This window comes from Puniceibacterium confluentis, assembly GCF_007923445.1.
GTDB lineage: Bacteria > Pseudomonadota > Alphaproteobacteria > Rhodobacterales > Rhodobacteraceae > Puniceibacterium > Puniceibacterium confluentis.
The window spans coordinates 11,838-29,311 of sequence record NZ_VOJI01000012.1 but is presented as its reverse complement, the minus strand read 5'-3'; the positions used below and the strand labels follow the sequence as shown (position 1 = coordinate 29,311).

The 17,474-nt window shown below is 65.1% G+C and carries 19 protein-coding genes; 13 read left to right on the top strand and 6 right to left on the bottom strand.

Annotated elements, in window-relative coordinates:
* Nucleotides 1–144 precede the first annotated feature (144 nt).
* From FOY53_RS14340 to FOY53_RS23150, 3 genes are all read left to right on the top strand, one after another.
* Complete coding sequence (locus FOY53_RS14340; RefSeq protein WP_146590023.1) at nt 145–798, top strand: protein-L-isoaspartate O-methyltransferase family protein; 654 nt, start codon at nt 145–147, stop codon at nt 796–798.
* 44 nt (nt 799–842) lie between these two features.
* Entirely contained in the window at nt 843–2,252 is a 1,410-nt protein-coding gene (locus FOY53_RS14335) for a TolC family outer membrane protein (protein ID WP_246107410.1), read from the top strand.
* Nucleotides 2,253–2,323: 71 nt separating this feature from the next.
* Entirely contained in the window at nt 2,324–3,403 is a 1,080-nt protein-coding gene (locus tag FOY53_RS23150) for a hypothetical protein (protein WP_186766624.1), read from the top strand.
* Nucleotides 3,404–3,549: 146 nt separating this feature from the next.
* Here the strand turns inward: FOY53_RS23150 and FOY53_RS14325 are convergent, their stop codons facing one another.
* Entirely contained in the window at nt 3,550–3,870 is a 321-nt protein-coding gene (locus tag FOY53_RS14325) for a DUF6280 family protein (RefSeq protein ID WP_099912016.1), read from the bottom strand.
* Between the two features lie 217 nt (nt 3,871–4,087).
* Between FOY53_RS14325 and efp the strand changes: the two genes are divergently transcribed.
* Complete coding sequence (efp, locus tag FOY53_RS14320) at nt 4,088–4,651, top strand: elongation factor P (protein WP_146590021.1); 564 nt, start codon at nt 4,088–4,090, stop codon at nt 4,649–4,651.
* Nucleotides 4,652–4,815: 164 nt separating this feature from the next.
* On the opposite strand, the gene ygfZ is transcribed toward efp, so the two are convergent.
* A complete protein-coding gene (gene ygfZ, locus FOY53_RS14315) occupies nt 4,816–5,556 on the bottom strand; it encodes a CAF17-like 4Fe-4S cluster assembly/insertion protein YgfZ (RefSeq protein WP_146590019.1) in 741 nt (246 codons plus the stop codon).
* 68 nt (nt 5,557–5,624) lie between these two features.
* Between ygfZ and FOY53_RS14310 the strand changes: the two genes are divergently transcribed.
* Entirely contained in the window at nt 5,625–6,299 is a 675-nt protein-coding gene (locus FOY53_RS14310) for a glycosyltransferase (RefSeq protein ID WP_146590017.1), read from the top strand.
* A gap of 91 nt (nt 6,300–6,390) precedes the next feature.
* Here FOY53_RS14310 and FOY53_RS14305 read toward each other — a convergent pair whose 3' ends face one another.
* Both FOY53_RS14305 and FOY53_RS14300 read right to left on the bottom strand, forming a co-directional pair.
* Nucleotides 6,391–8,154 (bottom strand): ABC transporter ATP-binding protein, encoded by a 1,764-nt coding sequence (locus FOY53_RS14305; RefSeq protein WP_246107409.1) that lies wholly within the window; start codon nt 8,152–8,154, stop codon nt 6,391–6,393.
* A complete protein-coding gene (locus FOY53_RS14300) occupies nt 8,151–8,867 on the bottom strand; it encodes a phosphatase domain-containing protein (protein ID WP_146590015.1) in 717 nt (238 codons plus the stop codon). The genes FOY53_RS14305 and FOY53_RS14300 overlap by 4 nt, the downstream gene beginning before the upstream one ends.
* A 139-nt stretch (nt 8,868–9,006) precedes the next feature.
* On the opposite strand from FOY53_RS14300, the gene FOY53_RS14295 reads away from it, so the two are divergent.
* Nucleotides 9,007–10,203, top strand: a complete 1,197-nt coding sequence (locus FOY53_RS14295; protein WP_146590014.1) for a pyridoxal-phosphate-dependent aminotransferase family protein — start codon at nt 9,007–9,009, stop codon at nt 10,201–10,203.
* Here the strand turns inward: FOY53_RS14295 and FOY53_RS14290 are convergent.
* Nucleotides 10,194–11,312, bottom strand: coding sequence for a pyridoxal phosphate-dependent aminotransferase (locus tag FOY53_RS14290; RefSeq protein ID WP_146590012.1), 1,119 nt, complete (start codon nt 11,310–11,312; stop codon nt 10,194–10,196). The two genes, FOY53_RS14295 and FOY53_RS14290, sit on opposite strands and share 10 nt — an antisense overlap.
* Before the next feature lie 208 nt (nt 11,313–11,520).
* Here FOY53_RS14290 and FOY53_RS14285 point away from each other — a divergent pair, with 208 nt between their 5' ends.
* From FOY53_RS14285 to FOY53_RS14275, 3 genes are all read left to right on the top strand, one after another.
* The gene (locus tag FOY53_RS14285) at nt 11,521–12,807 is read left to right on the top strand and encodes a lipoprotein-releasing ABC transporter permease subunit (RefSeq protein WP_146590010.1); all 1,287 of its coding nucleotides are present in this window, start codon (nt 11,521–11,523) and stop codon (nt 12,805–12,807) included.
* Nucleotides 12,800–13,483: an ABC transporter ATP-binding protein gene (locus tag FOY53_RS14280; protein WP_146590008.1), complete on the top strand. Its 684-nt coding sequence runs from the start codon at nt 12,800–12,802 to the stop codon at nt 13,481–13,483. The genes FOY53_RS14285 and FOY53_RS14280 overlap by 8 nt, the downstream gene beginning before the upstream one ends.
* A gap of 131 nt (nt 13,484–13,614) precedes the next feature.
* A complete protein-coding gene (locus FOY53_RS14275) occupies nt 13,615–14,259 on the top strand; it encodes a DUF3047 domain-containing protein (RefSeq protein WP_146590006.1) in 645 nt (214 codons plus the stop codon).
* Between the two features lie 7 nt (nt 14,260–14,266).
* Here the strand turns inward: FOY53_RS14275 and FOY53_RS14270 are convergent, their stop codons facing one another.
* A complete protein-coding gene (locus FOY53_RS14270) occupies nt 14,267–14,704 on the bottom strand; it encodes a DMT family transporter (RefSeq protein ID WP_146590004.1) in 438 nt (145 codons plus the stop codon).
* 181 nt (nt 14,705–14,885) lie between these two features.
* Here FOY53_RS14270 and FOY53_RS14265 point away from each other — a divergent pair, with 181 nt between their 5' ends.
* The 4 genes from FOY53_RS14265 (at nt 14,886) to FOY53_RS14250 (ending at nt 17,418) form a co-directional block, all read left to right on the top strand.
* Complete coding sequence (locus FOY53_RS14265; RefSeq protein ID WP_146590002.1) at nt 14,886–15,308, top strand: c-type cytochrome; 423 nt, start codon at nt 14,886–14,888, stop codon at nt 15,306–15,308.
* A gap of 34 nt (nt 15,309–15,342) precedes the next feature.
* Nucleotides 15,343–15,630: a hypothetical protein gene (locus tag FOY53_RS14260; protein ID WP_146590000.1), complete on the top strand. Its 288-nt coding sequence runs from the start codon at nt 15,343–15,345 to the stop codon at nt 15,628–15,630.
* A 110-nt stretch (nt 15,631–15,740) separates the two neighbouring features.
* Nucleotides 15,741–17,027, top strand: coding sequence for a homoserine dehydrogenase (locus FOY53_RS14255; RefSeq protein WP_146589998.1), 1,287 nt, complete (start codon nt 15,741–15,743; stop codon nt 17,025–17,027).
* Nucleotides 17,020–17,418: an NUDIX hydrolase gene (locus FOY53_RS14250; RefSeq protein ID WP_146589996.1), complete on the top strand. Its 399-nt coding sequence runs from the start codon at nt 17,020–17,022 to the stop codon at nt 17,416–17,418. Before FOY53_RS14255 ends, FOY53_RS14250 begins: the two co-directional genes overlap by 8 nt.
* The last annotated feature ends 56 nt before the right edge of the window (nt 17,419–17,474 follow it).

The following is a 17,474-nucleotide window of genomic DNA, read 5'->3' as shown; positions in this document are numbered from 1 at the left end:
CGCCGGACCGTCAATTTCTGCCGCCGTAGCGTTCAGGACTGTTTCTTCAAGGTGACATTGCCGGAATAGTCTGGGCCGGGCGTTGCCGCGGCGGGTGTTCTATGGCATGACATGTGCAGGTTTCTGAACGAAAGAGTTTAGTGCATGTCAGACTATGCCACCCGCCGCAGAATGATGGTCGATACGCAGGTGCGGCCCTCGGACGTCACCAAGTTCCCGATCATCAACGCGATGCTGGACGTCCCGCGCGAGGTGTTTGTGCCGCGCGACCGGGTCGAGGCAGCCTATGTCAGCGAAAACCTCGACATAGGGGCCGGACGCGTCGTGCTCGAACCGCGCACGTTTTCCAAGATGCTGGATGCGCTTGACCTCACCAACAACGACCTCGTGCTCGATCTCGGGTCGGGGCTTGGCTATTCCGCCGCCGTGATCGCCCGTATCGCCGAGGCGGTCGTCGCGGTCGAGGACGATGCGGACCGCGTCAAGGAAGCGCAGGCGCTGCTGTCGGAACATCACGCCGACAACGTGATCCTGCACGAAGGCGCCTTGACCGAGGGTGCACCGGAACACGGGCCCTATGACGTGATCGTCATAGAAGGCGCTGTCCAGCAGGTGCCGCAAACCCTGATTGATCAACTCAAGGACGGCGGGCGCATTGCCTGCCTGTTTATGGAGGGCGCGCTGGGCGTTGTCCGGATTGGCTACCGTACTGACGGCATTGTGTCGTGGCGGTTTGCCTTCAACGCAAGCGCTCCGGTACTGGCAGGATTTGAAAAAGAAACCGCTTTTGCGCTTTGAGCGGTGGCAAAAGAAATGGGTCGCAACAGAGCAGGACAGGCAAAATGACACCCACGGCGTTTCTCAGACATATGACCACCGGCATTGCGGTGGTCTGGATCGCAGCCGCCGCGCAGGCGGATACACTCGCAGATGCGCTGGTCGGGGCCTATAACACCAGCGGTCTGCTCGAGCAGAACCGCGCCGTGTTGCGCGCCGCAGATGAAGACGTGGCCCAGTCGATCTCGGCACTGCGCCCGGTCGTCAGTTGGGTTTCCGACATCACCCGCGATTTCGGCACCAACCGCAGTGCCAGCACCGGATTTCAGGTTGTGGGAAGTGCGGCGAACACCACCTCGATCGCGCTCAGTGCCGAACTGACCCTGTATGATTTCGGCCAGAACAGACTGGCGATCGACAGCGCCAAGGAATCGGTCCTGGCCACCCGCCAAAGCCTTGTGTCGGTCGAGCAGCAGATCCTGCTGCGCGCCGTCCAGGCCTTCATGGAGGTGCGCCGCACCACTGAAACCGTATCGTTGCGGCAGAACAACCTGCGCCTGATCACACAGGAACTGCGGGCGGCCGAAGACCGCTTTGACGTGGGCGAAGTCACCCGCACCGACGTTGCCCTGGCCCAGGCGCGGCTTGCCGCCTCACGCTCGGCGCTGTCGGCCGCGCAGGGGGATCTGGCCGTGGCGCAGGAAGAATATCGCGTCGCCACCGGCCGTCGTCCCGGTGCTCTGAATTCGCCGCGCAGCGTGCCGCAGTTGCCGGCCAATGTTTCTGCCGCGCGGGCGGTTGCGATGCGCAGCCACCCGGATTTGCTGGGCGCACAATACGCGGTGTCCGTCAATGAAATCAGCGTTCTGCGCGCCAAGGCGGCGATGAAGCCAACGGTCAAGCTTCAGGGGCAGCTCGGCATCACCGAGAACTTTGACAGCAGCGCCTTTTCGCGCGGCGGATCGGTTTCGATCGGTGCCAGCGGCCCGATCTATCAGGGCGGGCGGCTGTCTTCGCTGGTACGTCAGGCGATGGCCAACCGCGACTCGGCACGGGCACAGCTGCAACTCGCACGGCTGAACATCGAACAGAACGTTGCGACGGCCTATGTCCAGCTTCAGGTTGCCCGCAGCAGCCGGGCGGCCAGCGCTGATCAGGTCCGCGCCGCGCAGATTGCCTTTGACGGCGTGCGCGAAGAGGCGACGCTGGGCGCGCGCACGACTCTGGATGTGCTGGACGCCGAACAGGAACTGCTCAACGCCCGTGCGTCGCAGATTTCGGCCTCTGTGGACGAATATGTCGCGGCCTACGCGGTCCTGTTCTCGATGGGGGTTCTGACGGCGGACCAACTGGGGCTGGCGGTGCAGAAATACGACCCCGCGGCCTATTACAACCTGGTCAAGGACGCGCCCGCGCCGGTCAGCCGTCAGGGCCGTGATCTCGACCGTGTCCTGCGGGCCTTGGGAAAAGAGTAAGATCTTTCCGATCTGTTGTGTGACTTCCCGGCTCGCGCTACACTGAAGCCGAGGCGAGAGTGGGAAAAAAAATGTCAGACCCCGTGACGAACATGGAAATAGAGGATGTTCTGTCCTCGATCCGCCGGCTGGTGTCCAATGACACCCGCGCCAAACCCGGTGCCACGGTGTCCGGGCTGCCGGAAAAGCTGGTTCTGACACCGGCGCAGCGCGTGGTGCGCGACGAGAGCGCCACGGTTACGAAGGACAAGGCCGAGGACAACGCGCCGATGCTGCTGACGCGGGCGAAGTCCGACCCCGTGACAGAGGAATCCGGTCAGGACGCCGAGGACACAGCCGACGATCCAGAGCCGGTCAGTGTGCTGGACAAGGCTCTGCTGGGCATGGTCGAGTCGGAACTTGCCGAGGCCATGGCTGTGCGCGGCCATGCGCGTCTGCAAGCGCGGAAACAGGATGACAGCGGCAGCGGTGAGGCCGCGGACAAGGCTGAAGCCGGTGTGCCTGTCTTCATGCCGCGGCGCAGGGAACGCCGCCCGGCCAGCGGCCTGACTCTGGAACAGAAGATTGCCGAACTGGAAAGCATGATCGCGGAGAGCTCCGGCTCCTGGCAGCCTGCGGACGATCTCGACGCTGACGAGGATTCTGACGTTGCGTCAGACCAGTCTGATGTGCCGCCCGCAGACGCGCTGACCTGGGAAGATCACACTCCAGGCACCCGGGATGCTGACGAGCGGAGCGACGACACGGACGTTGATGTCGCAGGCCAGCCCGCCGATTCAGAGCGCGACGCGCAACATTTTGCCGGGAATTCGATGCTGGAAGATGCGTTGGAACACGTCGACAGCTTTGACTTTTCGAGACCACCCGCCGACGCGCAGGAGCCGGAACCTGAGCCGGAGCCGGAGCCGGAACCTGAGCCAGAGCCGGAGCCGGAGCAGGTACTTGAATCAGTACCTGAACCGGAGCCGGAACAGGCGCTGGAATTGGACGACCAGACCAGCGTGATCGACGAGGACATGTTGCGGGATCTGGTGTCCGATATCGTGCGTCAAGAGCTGCAGGGCGCGCTGGGAGAACGTATCACCCGCAATGTCCGCAAGCTGGTGCGACGGGAAGTGCAGCGCGCGCTGATGGCCCAATCGTTCGAATAAACCCGAGGGTCTCGGGCCCGGTGCCGTGATGCGGGTCGGTGGGCTCGTGCCTGGGCCGCGTTTCCGGCCCGACCCGTAACAGTTTTGATATCGCAAGAAAAAAACGCGCCCGAAGGCGCGTTTAAAGGTGTCGTTACGGCTGGTGATCAGGCTGCTTCGGCCTGCTCTGCTGCATGGCGGCGCTCGCTCTCTTCGCGCGACAGGGCGACCGAGGTGCGTACACCCTTGCCGACAAAATCCATCAGGCCCGAAACAACCCGCTCGTTCGGGTCGATCCCGGCGCAGGACAGCACTTCGCGTCCGTCACGCGACCGTGCCCAGCGGGCGATTTGTTCGGGTCCGTTGCCGTATTTCTTGTCGTCAGCAATGGCGTCATCCAGCGCAGCGAGGACCACGGCCGCAAACAGCTTGCGGGCACGGTTGCCCTGTTCGCTGTTATAAGCTGTTCCATCAACGAAATCTCGCATCTTTCGTCCTTTGATTATTGCTCTTGTGTTTTCAGGCGTGAAGGCCCTTATGGCCTATTCAACACGATTCGGATACACCGATATCGCATAGCACCCATGATACTAACGCATACCTTTCTGCGGGTGCAGCACGATATCTGGTTGTCTTGCCAGGGGCACTATAGCGAGATATAGGGACGCTCAGAATATCATCAACCTTTTGACACGGTTTTGACACATGCCCAAGATCAACGGAAACGAAATTCGCCCCGGCAACGTGCTGGAGCATAACGGCGGCCTCTGGGCGGCTGTGAAGGTCGACCACGTAAAGCCCGGAAAGGGCGGCGCTTTTGCTCAGGTCGAGATGAAGAACCTGCGCAACGGCTCCAAGCTCAACGAGCGCTTCCGCTCGGCGGACAAGGTCGAGCGCGTGCGACTCGAGCAGAAGGACATGCAGTTCCTGTTCGAAACCGACGGCATCCTGACCTTCATGGACACCGAAACCTACGATCAGGTCGAACTGCCTGCCGACATCCTTGGCGAACGCCGCCCGTTCCTGCAGGACGGCATGACGATCCACATCGAATTTCACGAGGCCGAGGCGCTGAATGCCACATTGCCGCAAAAGGTGACCTGCCGCATCGTCGAGACAGAGCCGGTCGTCAAGGGCCAGACCGCGGCCAACAGCTTCAAGCCGGCACTGCTGGACAATGGCATCCGCGTATCGGTGCCGCCGTTCGTGGGCCAGGACGAAGAGATCATCGTGAACACCGAAACGATGGAATACGCCGAACGCGCCTGAGCGCGTTCGTCCGCCCGACGCATCTTTCCGGAAGCGGCGCTTCCGGAAAGAGGGGGCACCCTGTGGAGCGTATACCCTTCACATGCCGGCAGCGCCTCGCAACGGCATCCCTGGCTTCGGCCCGGATCGGATCGGCCTGCGGCGCGGGCAGGGCGGCGGGCCGCTCACACCGGATGGCGGATGCGCGCCTCGCCTGCCGTCATCGCGCCGTGGGCGCGGTCAAAGCGCAGATAGGCGATGCCCGCGCCGTTGGCCTGAGTGTACAGCACCCCGGCCGACTTGCCCGCTGCGTCGATCTCGGTGCCGACCGGGGCATGGCCTTCGACACCGACAAGGGTCAGGCCCTTGCGCAGCTCGGTCTTGTGTTTCATCCGCGCCGTGACCTCCTGGCCGACATAACAGCCCTTGCGGAAATCAACGCCGTTCAGACGCTCGAATCCGGCCTCGAGCACAAAGCTGTCAGGCGTCAGCTCGATGCTGCTTTCCGGTACGCAGGCAGCGACGCGCAGCGCCGCCCAGTCCACGTCCGCTGCGTCCGGCCGCCCGTCATAGGCGCGCCAGCCCATGCGGGGGTCACGCGGGTCGGCAAAGGCGCCCTCGGGTGTGGGGCCGGTGCCGCGCGACACCACCCGCCCGGTCATCGCCACCTCGACCTTCGAGCGCAGCTTGTACATGGTCAGCGCCCGCAACAGATCCGCAGACAGCGACGACGCCACGTCGATCAGCACGCTGTCACCCTCTGGCACGAGAAAGAAATCCGCCCGGTATTTGCCCTGCGGCGTCAGCATGGCGGCATAGACCAGCCCGTCTTTCAGCCGGGTGACATCATTGGTCACCAATCCCTGCAGAAAGGTCTGTGCCTCTGGGCCGGTGACGGAAAGCACGCTGCGCTCGGTCGGAGTCATGTGGGTCTTCCTCTTGATCCTTGCTCTCTCATATAGGATGACCCTCGCGAGGCAAACAGGGGCAGGGCATGCGCGCGCCAATTTCGATTATCATTCCGACACTTGACGCGGCGGACGGGCTTGCGGAAACCATTCCTGCGCTGATCGAGGGGCTGGAGGCCGGGCTGGTGCGCGAACTGATCCTGTCCGACGGCGGGTCGAGTGATGCGACCCATGCGGTGGCAGATGCGGCCGGCGCGGTATGGCTGAGCCTGCCCGCGACGCGCGCAGTGCGCCTGCGTCGCGGCGCCGAGGCCGCACAGGGCGACTGGTTGCTGTTTCTGACAGCGGGTGCCGTCCTGTCCGAGGGCTGGTCCCGCGAGGTCGCCGCCGTGCTGGCTGCCCCGGGAGCCTATCATTTTCAGCTTCGGTTCCGGGGGCGGGGGCTGTTGCCGGGCGCTGTTGCGGGACTGGCCAACCTGCGCGCGCGCCTGCGGCTGCCACTGGGCGAACACGGGCTGCTGATCGACCGGGCCACATATGACGCTGTCGGCGGTTATCCCGAGGTGCCGCAGCTCGAGGATCTGGCCATCGCCCGTGCCCTGGGAAAACGGCTGGTCGGCCTGCCGATTGTTGCCGAAACCTGCCCACGGGCCTTTCTGCAACCGGGCTGGCTGCGCCGTGGCGGCTGCGCCACGCTGAACCTCGTGCGGTTTCTGTCCGGGGCGGATCCGAAGACACTGAAAGCAGACCGTCGCGATTAGCGGGATCGGCCTGGCCCTGCGGCGCAGGCCGCGCCGATCTTCCGGACACAGCGGGGGCGATCAGGCGTTTCCTGCCGCCGGCGCGGGGCGATCAACTGTCGTCGAATTGCAGCCGGTGCAGGTCCGCATAGACTCCGCCACGCGCGATCAGCTCGTCATGGGTGCCCTGATCCACGACCTGCCCCTGATCCATCACCACAATCTTATCGGCATTGCGCACAGTCGACAGCCGGTGCGCGATGACCAATGTCGTGCGGCCCTGAGACAGCCGGTCCAGCGCCTTCTGCACCACCGCCTCGGACTGGGCATCCAGCGCCGAGGTCGCTTCGTCCAGCAGCAGCACCGGCGTGTTGCGCAGCAGGGCGCGGGCAATCGCCACCCGTTGCCGCTGACCGCCGGACAGGTTGGTGCCGCGCGGTCCGACCGGGCTGTCCAGCCCATCCGACAGGCGCGGCAGGAAATCGGCCACATGCGCTGCTTCCAGCGCGTCGTCGAGGTCGGCCTCGGACACGCCGGTCTGTCCCAGCAGGATGTTTTCGCGCAGGGTCTCGTCAAACAGCAGGGAATCCTGCGACACCACGGAGAACAGCGAGCGCAGATCGCCCAGCGTCATCTCGGAGACACCGACACCGCCCAGGCTGATCCGTCCGGCGTCGGGATCCACCAGCCGGGTCAACAGGTTGAACACCGTTGACTTGCCAGCCCCCGATGCGCCGACCAGCGCCGTGGTCTTGCCCGCCTCGGCCTCAAAAGAGGTGCCGCGCAGGATCGGCGTGTCGCCGTATTCCAGAAACACATCCTCGAGCAGAATGCCGGGAATTCCTTCGGGTGCCGGTTTCGGCACGTCGGGGTCACGCAGTTCGGGCACCATATCGAGCAATTCCTTGATCCGCTCGATGCTGGCCGCCGCCACCTGCCAGATGCCGCTGAAGGCGCCCAGCCTGCGCAGCGGTTCAAAGGCCAGACCCAGGGCGGTGAAAAATGCCATGGTGTCGCCCACGGTCTTTTCACCCGACAGGATTTCCGAACCGCCATAAAACAGCACGACCACGAACCCGACACCCGACATCACGTCGATCAGCCCCGGAATCGCCGCCTGGCCAAAGCTCGACTTGACCTCCAGCCGGATGCGCTGGCGGGTCAGGTCGCGGTAGCGTTTCCACTGGTAGCGCTCGAGCCGGTTCAGCTTGACCGGAACGATGCCATGAAACACCTCGTTCAGCCGCGTCGACAGTTTTGCCGCCACGTCGCGGGTCACCCGTGCGTTGGCCCGCACATAGCGCTGGAACAGCATTGCGGGCGCCACCAGCAGCGGGGTGCCAACCAGCGCGGCAAGGGTCCAGCGCCAGTCGACAGAGATCGCCACCCCGAACAGGGCCACCAGTGCGACAACATCGCGGCCCGCGCCGGTGATGATGGTCTTCCAGACCTTGTTGATCGATTCAACGTCCCCCTCGATGCGCTGCATCAGGTAGCCGGGGGGGAAATTCTGGTGGAAGGTGCTGTCCAGCGTCATCAGGTTCTGCAACAGGTCCAGCCGGATGTCGCCCACGGTCAGCTGCGAGATCCGGGTCAGCAGCACCTTTTGCACAACGCTGGCAAGGGCACGGGTGGTGAAGATCGCAAAGATCGCCAGCGCCACCCAGACCAGGGCCGTGGCGGATCCGCCCACCAGCACCTGATCGAACATCGGCTTCATCATGTAGCTGAGAAAGCCGAACATCGAGCCTTCGAGAAACATGAACACCAGTGCGATGAGCAGCAGCCCGGTGCGCCGCCGCAAATATCCCCGCCAGAGCCACAGCAGCAGGCCGGTGGCATCCGGCGTGGTGCTTTCCTTTGGCCCGCGGTTCACGTGGCTGCGGCCATCTGTGCCGCGACCACAGAGGGCTCGGTGCGGGCATCAAAGCCCGCCTGAATCGGCTTGCTGTCGTATTCGGTCCGAATCCACTGCTCGAATCCGATCGGAGCCTGTGCGATCCGCGCGGCATAGACATCCAGAATATAGTCCTGGATGCCTGTCTTGGTGAAATCCAGATGGATATACTTCAGGCCCAGCTGACGACGCGCCACCTCGACCGGCTGATCCTCGAACACCAGCAGATACAGTGCGGCGACGAACCCGGCCCGGTCGGCGCCCGACTTGCAGTGAAACAGCAGCGGCTTCTGCGCCGTGCGCAGGACGTCGATCACATGCTCGATGCGTTCACGGCTGGCCGCCATGCGCGCCCAGAGCTTGGCATTGATCATCTCGATGCCAAGCCCGTCCAGCGTTTCCTTTTCGAACAGGTAATGCGAATACTTTTCCTCGCCACGCAGGTTGACCACGGTGCGGATGCCAAGCGCGGCATACTTCAGAAAGCGCCGGTGCGTCGGCTGGTTCGACCGGTAGACGCCCGGCGCGATCTCAAAGAAGTTGGTCCAGAAACTGCGCAGAAAGGCGTGATCGAACACGTTGTAGTGCAGCACGGACCAGCGCCGTGCCACGGGATCGGTGATATCCTTGCCGAACGAGCGCCGGAAACGACGCTCGCCCTGTTCAATCCGGCTCCAGAGCTGTGACAGCATTGTGATCCCTTTTCTTGATCGCGGGTTTAAGCGCTGCGGCATGGGCTGGCAAGCGGCGCGGGCCGGATTGACGCGGCGGCGTGTCCGGCTAGTGTGGCGCCGTCGGGAATTTGCCCGCCCCAATCACAAGGATCTGCGCATGTCCCTGGCCAACGGTCGACCCTATTTGGCAATTCCCGGACCGTCAGTCATGCCCGATGCGGTGCTGCGCGCGATGCACGCGGCCTCTCCGAACATATACGAGGGCGATCTGCCCGAAATGGTGGCGGGCATTGTGCCCGATCTGCGCCGCGTCGCGCGCACCGATGGCCATGTCGCCATGTACATCGCCAATGGCCATGGCGCCTGGGAAGCCGCATTGTCCAACACCGTCGCCGCCGGAGAGGCGGTCCTTGTCCCGTCGACCGGCCGGTTCGGCATCGGCTGGGCGGACACTGCGACCGGCATGGGAATCGACGCGACGGTCATCGACTTCGGACGCAAGGCCCCCATCGACCTCGACCGCGTCGCTGACGCGCTGAAGGCGGACACGGACCACAAATTCCGTGCGGTTCTGGTGCAGCATGTCGACACCTCGTCGTCGGTGCGCAACGATATTGCCGGAGTGCGCCAGGTGCTGGACGACACCGGCCACCCGGCGCTGTTGATGGTCGATTGCATCGCCTCGCTGGCCTGTGACGTGTTCGAAATGGATGCCTGGGGCGCCGACGTCATGGTTGCGGCCTCGCAAAAGGGCCTGATGGTGCCGCCGGGGCTGGGCTTTGTGTTCTACAATGACCGTGCCGCCGCGCAGCGCGCAAGGATGCCCCGGGTCACCCGCTACTGGGACTGGGCCACCCGCTCGGATCCGGAGATGTTCTATCAGTACTTCCAGGGCACCGCGCCGACCCACCATCTCATGGGGCTGCGTGCGTCGCTGGATATGATCCACGCCGAAGGGATCGAAGCGGTCTGGAACCGGCACGCGGTGCTGGCCCGGGCAATCTGGGCCGCCTGCGATGCCTGGGGGCAGGAAGGTCCGCTGCGGCTGAACATCGCCGATCCGGCGCAGCGCAGCCATGCGGTCACGGCGCTGCGGGTCGGGGCGCCATATGGATCGAAACTGCGCGCATGGACGGCGTCAAACACCGGTGTCGTGCTGGGCATCGGCCTGGGCATGTCCGAAGACGGTGACGCGGACGGCACCGGGTTCTTTCGCTTTGGCCACATGGGCCACGTGAACGCCCACATGATCCTGGGACTTCTGGGGGCGGTGGAGGCGGGTTTCATCGCGCTGGACATACCGCATGGCGCGGGGGGGCTGTCCGCCGCCGCCGCGGTGATCTCTCAGGCCTGAACCGCGGCGCGGGCCTCTTCCAGCGCCTGTGGCAGGGCCTCGGCCAGCGCGTCGAGGTCGGCCTGCGTGCCGGCGCTGATCCGGATGCAGCGGTCCTGCGGCGCCACGAACGGCATCCGGACAAAGATCCCCCGCGCCACCAGCGCGCGCAGCACCGCGCGGGCGAAATCGCCGTCCCGGCCGCAGTCCACCGCGACAAAATTGGTGGCCGAGGCCAGCGCGCGCAGGCCGTTCGCTTCGGCAATTGCGCCGATCCGCGCCTTGGCATCACGCACCTGTGTGATCCCCTGCCGCAGCCAGGCCTCGTCCTGCAAGGCTGCCAGGGCTCCGACCTGCGCCGCAAGGTTCATGCCGAAGTGGTTGCGGATCTTGTCAAAGCTGCGGATCAGCTCCGGTGCCGCGATTCCATAGCCCACCCGCGCCCCGGCCATGCCATACCCTTTGGAGAAGGTGCGCAACCGGATCACCCGCGGGTCGGCGGCATCAATGCGCGGCACCGCATCTTCCGGGGCAAACTCGATATAGGCCTCGTCCAGAATCAGCAGGGTGCCGTCGGGCAGGGCGTCCAGAGCCGCTTCGATGTCGGCGCCGCTGTGCCAGCTGCCCATCGGATTGTCGGGATTGGCCAGATAGACCATCTTGGCGTCCACCTCGGCCGCCCTGGCGATCAGCGCCGCCAGATCCTCGCGGTCATCGCGGTAGGGCACCTTGACCAGGGCGCCGCCAAATCCGGTCACGTGGTAGTTGAACGTGGGATAGGCCCCGTCCGAGGTCACGACCCTGTCGCCGTCGGCGACCAGAAGCCGCACCAGATACCCCAGCAAGCCGTCGATGCCTTCGCCAATGATCAGGTTCTGCGGGCTGACCCGCAGCCGTTCCGACAGCGCTGCCTTGAGCTCGAAACTCGTCGCGTCGGCATATTTCCAGATCTGCGCCGCTGCGCGTTCCATCGCCGCGATGGCAATGGGCGACGGGCCAAAGACATTTTCATTCGCACCAAGGCGGGCGCGGAAGGTCTGGCCCGTCTCGCGCTCCTGCACTTCGGGACCGACAAACGGCACGGTTGCAGGCAGCGTCTGAACAAGCGGGGTGTATCGGGGTCCTGTCATGGCGCGCATTATGTGGAGCCCGCACGACCGGGGCAAGAGGCCGGAAACTGCCGCATCACCCGATCCGGTCGCGCATATGCTTTCCATATCACGCGAATGGGCCTAGACGGGCGCACTGCACACTGGCGGAAATCCTTGCGGCGACTTGACCCTGCGCCCCGCAGGGGCCACGTTCCAGCCCGATCAGACACCGTGAAAGGCAAACACCTTGGCCCGTACTCCACCACCCTTTGCCGGGTTCGAATGGATGATTGCCTGGCGCTATCTGCGCGCCAAACGCGCCGAAGGCGGGGTCAGCGTGATGACCTGGATCAGCCTGATCGGCATCACCCTCGCGGTTTTTGCGCTGATCGCGACTCTGGCCGTAAGATCCGGGTTCCGCACCGAATTTGTCGATACGATCCTCGGGTCCAGCGCCCATGTCACCGTCTATTACACCAGCCAGGAAGACGAGATCGGGCGGGTTTCGCGCACCATTTCCGACTACGACGCCACGGCGGCAAGGATCGCGCAGGTGCCCGGTGTCCTTCGAGTGGCGCCACTGGTCAAGGGCCAGGTCATGGCGACCGCGAACAACCGCAATGCCGGGATAGAAGTCTTCGGCATTTCCGAGCAGAATCTCGCAACAATTCCCCGCATCGCCGATCCCGACACGGCGCAGGGCGACATCACCCGCTTCAACGACGGGATTGCCATCGGGTCGGGGGTTGCCCGCGAAATAGGTGTGGGCCTTGGCGATTCCGTCAAGCTGATCTCCCCCGACGGGGTCAAGACCGCGTTCGGCATCAGCCCGCGCGTAAAGGTCTACGAGGTCGTGTATATCTTCACTGCCGGGCGCTATGACATTGACCGCACGCGGGTCTACATGCCGATTGCCGAGGCGCAGCTGTATTTCAACCGCGAAGACGTTGTCGACGAGTTCGAGATTTCTGTCGAGGACCCCGAAGAGGCCGATACATATGCGGCCCCGCTGTTGCAGCAAGTGGGCGAGCGCGGTCTGGTCTGGACCTGGCAGGATGCCAGCGGCGGCTTCCTTCGGGCGCTGGAAATCGAAGACAATGTCATGTTCATCATCCTTTCGATCCTCGTGCTGATTGCCGCGATGAACATCGTTTCCGGGCTGATCATGCTGGTCAAGAACAAGGGGCGCGATATTGGCATCCTGCGCACCATGGGGCTGAGTGAAGGGTCCGTTCTGCGGGTGTTTTTCATCTGCGGCGCCTTTACCGGCCTGATCGGCACGGCTCTTGGCGTGGTTCTGGGCTGCCTGTTCGCGCTTTATATCGACCCGATATTCAGTCTGGTGAACTACCTCTCCGGCGGTGGCGTCTGGGATCCGTCGGTGCGCGGAATCTACCAGCTTCCGGCGCAACTGCGGCTCAACGATGTGCTTTCGGCTGTGGCGCTGTCGCTGGGGCTGTCCTTCATCGTGACGATCTTTCCCGCCCGCCGCGCGGCGCGGATGAACCCGGTCGAGGCGCTGCGTTATGAGTGATGTGATCCTGCGCCTTGAAGGCATCGAAAAGACATATTTCAAGGGCTTGCCGGGCGAAGTTCAGGTGCTGCGCGGTGCAGATCTGACGGTGCGGCCGGGCGAGATCGTGGCGCTTGTCGCGCCGTCGGGCGCTGGCAAATCCACGCTGCTGCACATCGCCGGGCTGCTCGATACGCCGGATGCGGGCCGGGTGGCGATCAGCGGGACCGACATGACCGGCCTGTCGGATCGCAGGCGCACCGCCGTCCGCTGCGCCGATGTCGGGTTTGTCTACCAGTTCCACCACCTGCTGCCCGAGTTCAGCGCCCTGGAAAACATCGTTCTGCCGCAGCTTGCCAACGGCACGCCGGGCAAGACCGCCGAACAGCGGGCCATGACGCTGATGGACAGTGTCGCTGTGTCCGACCGCGCACATCACCGGCCGGCCGAGTTGTCGGGCGGGCAGCAGCAACGCGTCGCATTCTGTCGGGCGATGGCGAACAATCCCAAGCTGTTGCTGGCCGACGAGCCGACCGGAAACCTCGATTCCGCAACCTCTGACCAAGTCTTTGGCGCCCTGATCGCCCTGGTGCGCGCGACCGGCATGGCAGCGGTGATCGCCACCCACAACCTCGACCTTGCGGCGCGGATGGATCGGACGCTGCGGCTGGATCAGGGGTTGCTGCGCGCGGAATGACCGCAACACAGGGGACGCGGCGCTGTCGCGCGGCGAGCCGCCTGTGGTGCGGGCTCACACCCGGCTCACGGGAACGTCGGGTGCTTTTCGCCGCCCTGCCGGTAGCATGTGGCGCAACCGGAGGAGTTGCCATGAAACGTCCGATTCTGACGATCCTGACGCTGCTGTCGCTGACCACAGCTGCCGGCGCCGCACCCGTGGCGTTTGACGGCGGGTGGAAACAACAGAAATTCTCGCTGTTTTCGCAGAACAAATACGGCTACCAGGGCAATACCCTGACGGTGCAGTCCGACGGCTCGGTGTCGCTGACCTACAAGCCGTTGCCGCAGGAGCAGTGGACATCGCAGGCCGCAAGCTGGTCCTGGTCGGTCAGCAAGGGGGTTCCGGCCACCAACCTGTCCCGCAAGGGCGGCGACGATCGCAATCTGGCGCTGTACTTCGTCTTTCTGCCGCAAGAGCAGGCGCGGGCGCTGCAGGGCGCCAGCGTGCGCAAACTCCTGGGCGAAAACGCGGTCCGGGTGCTGGTCTATGTCTGGGGCGGTGCAGAGGGGCGCGGCGCCATTCTGGACAGCCCCTATCTGGGCGCGCGCGGGAAAACCGTGGTGCTGCGCCCGGCCGGTACCGGGCAGGCCTCGGAACGGGTCAATCTGGCGGGGGATTACGGCAAGGCCTTTGGCGGTCAGCCCGGCGCGCTGGTGGGAATCGCGATTTCCGCCGACAGCGATGACACCGACAGCATGATCGAGGCCCGGGTCAGCGGCCTGTCGGTGAACTGAACCGGCACTATCCCACCCGCTGTGTCACCCAGACGCCCAGTGTCATCAGTGCTATTCCCGTGGCCCGCGACAGTGTCAGCGGGCTGATCCGCGCGCCGAACAGGCCGTAGTGGTCGATCACCGCGGCGCTGAACAACTGCCCCAGCAGGACAAAGAACACGGCATTTCCCACCCCGATCCGCGGCGCGATATAGGTGATCGTCAGGACATAAAAGGCAACGAACAGCCCGGCGAGAAACAGATGTTTCGGCGCTCCTGCCGCCCGGGCCAGCGCCGAGGGTCCGGTGATCAGGACCACGATCAGGGTGGCTGACAGCGCGACGCAGAACAGGATCGCCGCCGCGGCGGCGGGCGATCCCATGCGGGTTCCCAGCGCTGAATTCAGCGCGGCAAGAACCGGGATGCCGAATCCGGCGGCCAGCATGATCAGGGCGGCAAGGGGCATGGGCGGTCTCCGGAAACGGTTGCGGGGCGGGGGAACCGTCGGGTGGTACCCGGGTGGTCCGGGCGCCTTTGTCCGCCGGGACTTGACGCAGATCAAGGTGCTGCGGTGCGAATTGGGCTTGAATCACCACATCTTGCGGGCAACAGATGGCGCAGGCATCACATCAAGGGAGACCAGCGCAATGGTCCGGACATCATTTGCAGTCGGCGCGGTCGCGGCTTTGACAATCGGGGCCTGCGCGCCCAGGGATTCGATGCCGCAGCCCAGCGACGGGCGGGCCCTGTTCCAGCAGAACTGTTCGGTCTGCCACGGGGCGGATGCCAGGGGGGATGGTCCCATGGCCCGGGCCATGGTCAAGGCGCCCAAGGACCTGACGCTGATTTCCGTGCGCCACCGGGACAGGTTTCCACGCGCCAAGGTGATGTCCACCATCGACGGCTATGCCCGCTCGACCCGGTTGGACGGCCCGGGCATGCCGGAATTCGGCGGTCTGTTGCAGGGCGATCTTGTTCCCTACGACTCGGGAGACGGAAAGATGACACCGACGCCGCGTAAGCTGGTGGCGCTGGCGGAATATCTCGAATCGATCCAGGTTTCCCGCTAGAACTGTCGGAACCGGACCGGACGAAGGGATCCCAGTGACTGTGTTACGCCTGTTGCCTGCCACTCTGCTGCTGTGTGCCTGCGCCCAGTTCCCGGAACTGGACAGCACCCAGACGCCTGGTGTGGCGACCGCGCCCTATCCCCGTCTGGTGCCGATCGAAACCCTTTTGCAGGGTGCGCCCCCCCGCGCGACACCGGAAATGCGGGCCGGAGTTCTGGGCCGGGCCGGGGCGCTGCGGGCGCGGGCCGCCCGGCTGAGCGGGCCGGTGGTCGACGCGGCAACCCGGGCACGGATGCGCCGCGGCGTCTCTGACCCGTTCTGACCCCGGGCCACGGCGGGCGCCCGGCGCACCGTTGCACCGCCCCGGCGAACGGGCTACAGCATCGCCTGACAAAAATCCGAACCCCCGGACATCATTTCAGGAGACCCGCCATGACCGAACCTCTGCGCCTTGGAATTGCGGGGCTGGGCACGGTGGGTGCCGGGGTGGTCAAGATCGTGCGCCAGAAGGCGGCGCTGCTGGCCGAACGCACCGGACGACCCGTCACCATCAGCGCCGTGGCCGCGCGCAACCGCGACAAGGACCGTGGCGTGCCGCTTGGCGACTACGCCTGGGAAGACGATGCCGTGGCGCTGGCGACGCGCGATGACGTGGACGTCTTTGTCGAACTGATGGGTGGCAGCGACGGCCCGGCCAAGGCGGCAACCGAGGCGGCGCTGGCGGCGGGCAAGGATGTCGTCACCGCCAACAAGGCGATGCTGGCCCACCACGGCCAGGCACTGGCGCAACTGGCCGAGGCCAACGGTGCGGTGCTGCGTTTCGAGGCGGCTGTGGCCGGTGGCATCCCGGTGATCAAGGCGCTGACCGAAGGGCTTGCCGGCAATGACATCACCCGGGTGATGGGTGTGATGAACGGCACCTGCAACTACATCCTGACCCGGATGGAGAGCGCCGGGCTGACCTATGATCAGGCCTTTGCCGAGGCAGACAAGTTGGGCTATCTCGAGGCCGATCCGGAGCTGGACGTCGGCGGCATCGACGCGGGCCACAAGCTGTCGCTGCTGGCAGCCATCGCCTTTGGCACCCAGGTGGCGTTCGAGTCTGTCGAGCTCGAGGGCATCGGCAAGGTGTCGATCGACGATATCCGCCAGGCCGCCGACATGGGCTACAAGGTCAAGCTTCTGGGCGTCTGCCGGATGACCGGCCGCGGGCTGGAGCAGCGCATGGCGCCCTGTCTGGTGCCCGCGACCTCACCTCTGGGGCAGCTGGACGGCGGCACCAACATGGTGGTGATCGAGGGGGATCAGGTCGGTCAGATCGTCATGCGCGGCGCCGGGGCGGGCGAAGGCCCCACCGCGAGCGCGGTGATGGGGGACGTGATGGACATCGCGCGCGGCACCCGGCTGTCGACCTTCGGCCAGCCGGCTTCATCGCTGAAACCCGCGACGGCGGCGCAGGTCGCGACCCCGGCCCCGTACTATCTGCGCATGTGTCTGGTCGACAAGCCCGGCGCGCTGGCCAAGGTGGCAACGGCGCTGGGGGACGCGGGAATCTCGATCAACCGGATGCGCCAGTACGACCACACCGACGATGCCGCACCGGTGCTGATCGTCACCCACAAGACCACCCGCGCCGCACTGGACGTGGCGCTGGTGGCCATGGCCGCCACCGGTGTGGTCGCACGAGAGCCGGTGGCCCTTCGCATCGAACGTGTCTGACCCCGTCCGGGCCGCGATTGCGGTGGTCCTGAGAGGCCATGAGGTGTTGCTGGTGCGCCGCCGCAATCCGCCCGATGCCGGGCTCTGGGGCTATCCGGGCGGCAGGGTCGAACCGGGGGAATCCTCCGAGCAGGCGGCGCTGCGGGAACTGCGCGAAGAAACCGGTGTCCGCGCGCGGGCCCGCGCCCGTCTCGGGTGTCTGGAAATCGCCGGCGAAGGCCATCGCTATTGTCTGGACGTCGTGCTGTGCAGCTATCGGTCCGGTGTGCCCGGCGCGGCGGATGACGTCGATGCGGTGCGCTGGTGCGGTTGCGACGCGGTGATCTCCGGCCGGTTTCCGGCCAGCAGGGACGTTGACCGGATCTGCCTGCGCGCCGTCGCGTTTCACTGATCGCGACGAAAGAGCCCCAGCGCCGACTTGCACCGATGCCATGGGCCGGGGTAGGT